4 protein-coding genes are annotated in these 5242 nt (G+C 64.1%); 1 reads left to right on the forward strand and 3 read right to left on the reverse strand.

Annotated elements, in window-relative coordinates; all coding sequences use genetic code 11:
• Window positions 1-1473: PAS domain-containing protein (locus B3873_RS09430; RefSeq protein WP_286865521.1), on the reverse strand; the 1473-nt coding region annotated here is incomplete at its 3' end.
• Between the two features lie 236 nt (window positions 1474-1709).
• On the opposite strand from B3873_RS09430, the gene B3873_RS09435 reads away from it, so the two are divergent.
• Window positions 1710-2540 (forward strand): VOC family protein, encoded by an 831-nt coding sequence (locus tag B3873_RS09435; RefSeq protein ID WP_286865523.1) that lies wholly within the window; start codon window positions 1710-1712, stop codon window positions 2538-2540.
• 12 nt (window positions 2541-2552) lie between these two features.
• Here B3873_RS09435 and B3873_RS09440 read toward each other — a convergent pair whose 3' ends face one another.
• Both B3873_RS09440 and B3873_RS09445 read right to left on the reverse strand, forming a co-directional pair.
• Window positions 2553-4565: an AsmA family protein gene (locus B3873_RS09440; RefSeq protein ID WP_286865526.1), complete on the reverse strand. Its 2013-nt coding sequence runs from the start codon at window positions 4563-4565 to the stop codon at window positions 2553-2555.
• A gap of 186 nt (window positions 4566-4751) precedes the next feature.
• Window positions 4752-5242: methyl-accepting chemotaxis protein (locus B3873_RS09445; protein WP_286865528.1), on the reverse strand; the 491-nt coding region annotated here is incomplete at its 5' end.

Below are 5242 nucleotides of genomic sequence, written 5' to 3' on the forward strand. Positions count from 1 at the left end.
CGGCTTGGTGGTGAAGAAAGGATCAAAGGCGCGCGCCACCACATCCGGCGACATGCCGGTGCCGGTATCGCTCACGCACAGCGACACGTACTGGCCCGGCGGCACACCGCGCTGCATGGCGGCAATGTCGTCCAGCCAGCGGTTGGCGGTTTCAATGGTCAGCCGCCCGCCGTGCGGCATGGCGTCGCGCGCATTGATGCACAGATTGAGCAAGGCATTTTCCAGCTGGCCGACGTCCACGAAGGTGTTCCACAAGCCACCTGCCGCGATGGTTTCCACCGTGATCGCCGGGCCCACGCTGCGGCCGATCAGTTCGTGCATGTCGGCCACGATGCGGTTCAGGTCGGCCGATTTCGGATCCAGCGTCTGCCGGCGCGAGAAGGCCAGCAGCCGCTGCGTCAATGAAGCCGCACGCTTGACGGCAGATTGCGCGCCATTGAGGTGGCGCTCGATGTCCGAGATGCGGCCCTGGGCCAGCCGCACTTTCATCAGTTCCAGGCTGCCGCTGATGCCGGCCAGGATGTTGTTGAAGTCATGTGCCAGGCCGCCGGTGAGCTGGCCCACGGCTTCCATCTTCTGCGCCTGGCGCAGGGCTTCCTCGGCTTCCAGCAAGGCAGTGGTGCGTTCCTGCACGCGCTGTTCCAGCGTGTCGTTGAGGGCGCGCAGCGCAGCCAGTGCGCGATCGCGTTCGGCTTCGACGGCGCGCCGCCCTTCGATGTCGATCAGCACACCGGGGAAGGTGCTGGCATGGCCGTCCGAGGTCAACTCCACGCGGCCATTGGCTTCCAGCCAGTAGTAGCGGCCGTCGCGGCGGCGCGTGCGGTATTGGTGAGCATAGGCACCACCACGCGCCAGGGCTTCGCGGATGCGGGTGGAAAGCAGATCACGGTCGTCCGGATGCACTGACTGCATGAGGTCTTCCAGCTTCAGGCCCGCCAGGCCCTTCTCAGGGGGAACGCCGAAGGCGGCCGCAAAACCGTCATCCACGCTGAACCGGTCGGAGGGGATGTCCCAGATCCAGGTACCGATGATGGCCCCGGCCTCCATGGCCAGCTGCACGCGCTGGACGTTCTCGCGCAGAGCGGCTTCGGTACGGCGGCGTACGGTAATGTCGCGGAACAGCACCGAGACCTGCCGCATCTCCACCGGCCCGACCCGCGTGGCCGAGACTTCGATGTGCCGGCCCACGGCCTGGAATTCCTGTTCGAAACGCAGCGGCTGGCCGGTCAGCAGGACCTGGCCATAGACATCCAGCCAGACCTGGGCATTGTCCGGCTCGATCTCGCGCAGGCGTTTGCCGACAATGCCCTCGATGCCGGTATGCCGGTAATAGCCCGAATTGGCTTCGATGTGGACGTAGTCACTGAGCGGTCCGTGCGGACCATCGATGAATTCGATGATGCAGAAACCGTCATCGATCGCCTCCAGCAAGGCGTGCCGATACGCTCTGCTCAAAGGAGAATTGCTTTCCATTGCCGTTGCCGCTTGCTGATCCAAGATTACGCCCTTCCTCGTCGCACTGTTTTGATTGAGCGTCCTCCGCCACCACGTTTGCGTCGTTACGGTAGAGCTTGTCGGCATAGTAATGGAATCCCTGACCCTGCGGCCAGTTTCCCGGACAAATCCCCCCGCCATGACAGACCATGTGGCTGCCCTTACAATGGCAGCCCGCTGCTGGTTGGCGCGCTCTTTCTTGTTGATTGGCTTTTATGACTACCGCTTCCTCCAAAACGCTCCCGTCCTCGCAAAATATTCCTGCCCGGCTGGATCACGTGGTCCTCAATACCCACTACCAGATTGATCGTGCCCAAGCGCAACTGCATGCGCTCGGTTTTACGCTGACACCGCGTGGCCATCATACGTTGGGCTCGGTGAACCATCTGGTCATGTTCGAAGGCGGTTACCTGGAGCTGATCGGCCAGCCCCGCGAGAGCGAAAAAGTCCGCCAGGAAATCCTCGACAGTCCGCTCGGCCTCGATGGCCTGGTCTATGCCGTCGATGACGTCCCCGCCTGCCACGATGCCTGGCAGGCGCTGGGGCTGGCCGTGCAACCGGTGCAGCACTTCTCGCGACCGGTGGAAGTGGACGGGGTGGCCATCGATGCGCGTTTCTCCACGGTCCGCCTGATTCCCGGCCAGTTCGCCGCCGGACGCGTCTATGCCTGCCATCACTTCACGCCCGAACTGGTCTGGCGTCCGCAGTGGATGGCCCACGCCAATGGTGCGCGCGGTGTTGCCAGCATGGTCGTGGTGGATCGCGATCCTCAGGCGACCCGCCTTTCCTATGCACGGCTGGGCCAGTGGGAAGCCGGCTTCCAGCTGGAGTTCCTGGATGCTCCTGCCCTCGCATCACGTCTCGACACGTTGGCCGAGCATGCTCCCTCGTGGCCGGCGGCCTTTGCCATGCTGCGTTTCTTCGGGGCGGACCGGGCCATTGTCGCCGCAGGCGCGCGCTCGCTCGGACTGCCGTTGCAGCAGGATGCGCAACGGCTGATTGTGGCCCTGCCCGATTTTGATGCCGTCTTCGAATTCACCGACTGAAACGCAATACCATCATGAGGGTGCCGCAGCGGCATGCGGCGCGCAGTCGTCGGGAATCTTCTGCCCCGGCGTAATCAATGGAATCACTGCGGCCACCGGTGCCACCAGCGCCAATGCGGCCGCCGCACCAGCCCGCGCGGCCAGTGCACCCTTGCTGGCACCGATGTCCGGTTTTGCGAACGTGCCACGTACATACAAGGGCGTACGCAGCGACAGGATGCGAACCTGCTTGGTGCGCGGAACCACGTCCAGCGAGAGGGTTTCCTTGGCCAGATCAACCTGGCCGCTGATGTCGATGGCGGCATCCTCGGTATTGAGAATGCCATGGCGCACCTGCGCCAAACCATCCTTGATGCTGACATCGGCGGCACCACACAGCAGCTTGACCTGCTGGTCCCGATACAGCTTGGCGAACACCGCATTGGCCAGGTTCAGGCCGGCCGCTTCCAGAATGAATTGACTGATGGTGCCCTGGCTGAGGTCCGCCTTGATCTCGCCGTTGGCATGAGCCAGCATGGCTGCGACCGAATTGCCGCTACCAGTCAGCGTGGCGCGGCCATCGACCTTGCCGAAGCTGGCATCGATGCGGGCCAGTCGCGGGAACAGTTCACGCACCTGCACACCCTGCACTTGCAGCTGCAGCTTCGCGCCGATATCGGTCTGGCGTCCGTCCAGGCGGATCTCTCCTTCTCCCTTGCCACCGGCCAGCGCAAAGTGCAGTGGCGCGGCGGTCAGCACCTGGTCTTGCAGGCGCAGCGTGGTGCTGGCGTCCTGCAGGGCGATGTCCGGATGCAACTGCACGCGTTTTGCATGCAAGGCGATCTCGGCATCCAGCTTGGCCCAGCGCTGTGGTTTGGCGGGCTGATCGGGAAGAACGCGGGAGTCGGTCTTGTCCGGATGCACGCCGGATTTTTTCCCTGCATCGGGAACGTAGTCGGATAGGCGCAGCAGGTCCGCCTCCGCCGTCACGCGCAAGCGATTCTTGGGTGGTCCGCGGTAGTACTGCGCATCGCCGGAGAAATCACTGTCACCGACCTTGCCGGTGAAGCGTGCATAGTGCCAGTCCCAGGCGCGGGTCTCGGTATCGAGGCGGGTGATGCTGAGCTGACCTTGGGTCGTGAACGGCCGCGTGGCGGGCAGCGGGACACCGCTGGCGGCGTAAAGCCGGTCGAGGCTGTCGCCGCTGAGCTGCAACTGCAGTTCGGCACGGGTCAATTGATGGGGATTGATGAGTTTGCCCGATAACGCCGTATGGACTTCGCCAACCTCTCCTTCGGCCTGCAAGGGATAAATACTGTCTTCATTGAGGAGATCGGGCAACGCGCCGCCGCGCAGATTGCCCTGAATGCTGGCATCTCCAAAGCGCCCGGTGATCGCGGCCTGCAACACCATGGCCGATGGATTGGCAGGGCCGACACTGGCAGCGCCTTCTGCCTGGCGTACCTCCGCAGCCTGGTTGGCCGAACTGACCAGCGGTCGAACATCGAAGTGCAGATCCATGTGCAGCGGCTGGTCGACATAACGGATCTGTGCGCGCTCGAAGACGATCTGATGAATGTCGAAACTCCAGCGTGAACGCGGCTGGTCGGAAAAGCGCCAGCTCTTGCGGCGCTCATCGGCGCGTTCCATGACCAGATCCAGGCCTTCAACGCGCAGGTCGGTAATGTGCCAATGCCAGCGCAGCAGCGGCAAGGGAGAAAAGTGCAGATCCAGCGTGCGGGCGCGCAGCAGGTGGTCGGCACTGCGGGCCCAGTCGGGATTGCCGATGTGCAGTTCGCGCGCAGTGAAATGCAGTTGGGGGAGCCAGGGGCTGCTGCCGTCCTTGTGCGCAGGAGCCAGCGACCACCCCAGCGTGATGGGGCCATCGACGCGAATCTCGCGCGCCAGCACAGCAGAGAGCTGGCGCGTGATCCAGGGCTTGGCCAGGTTCCAGTCGAACAGGGCAACGGCCAGCGCGAGCGTGGCCATCAAAGCGACCAGCGTCAGGGCCACCCAGGTCAGGAACCTGAAACCCCGCCTCATCATGATGGTGATTGCCGTCTCCCCGCCCTCTCGCATGTTTCCCCTTCCTCCCTGGCCGCTGGCCATCGACTGATCTGCGTTCTGCAAACGCAACAGTATCAGCTGGCGGACGCGCCAAGGCTATAGGAGGCTGCGCCACCTGCTTGTCAGAGTAGCGGCAGCGCGGAGGGCAGCACCGTCAGGAACCGCTCAGAAGGTTTCCCAGAGGTCTTCGTCAGCGCGCGCTGCGGACTTGCTCGCGGATGTGGACGCCGGGGCCGCCACGGCAGGCGCACGGAGAACCGGGACGGCCGCTGCCTTCGGGGCCAGAACTGGCGGCCGGACCGGCGGCCGGACGGGTGCTGCCGGCTTGGCAGGCGCTGCCATGGTCACCTGCGGACCTTGCGCCAGCTTGAAGATGCTGATCGCCGTGGCCAGGTTGGCGGCCTGGTCCTGCAGGGCTCCCGCAGCTGCGGCGGCCTGTTCGACCAGGGCGGCATTTTGCTGGGTGCTTTCATCCATCTGGCCCACTGCCCGGTTGATTTCCTCAATCCCGGTACTCTGCTCGACACTGGCGGCCGAAATCTCGCCGACGATGTCGGTAACGCTGCGCACGCTGCTGACCACCTGTTCCATGGTGTGGCCGGCTTCGGCCACCAGCAGGCTGCCGCCCTCCACCTTGGCGACGGAATCGCTGATAA

The organism is Herbaspirillum sp. UBA812 (genome assembly GCF_002296545.1).
GTDB classification, from domain to species: domain Bacteria; phylum Pseudomonadota; class Gammaproteobacteria; order Burkholderiales; family Burkholderiaceae_D; genus Herbaspirillum; species Herbaspirillum huttiense.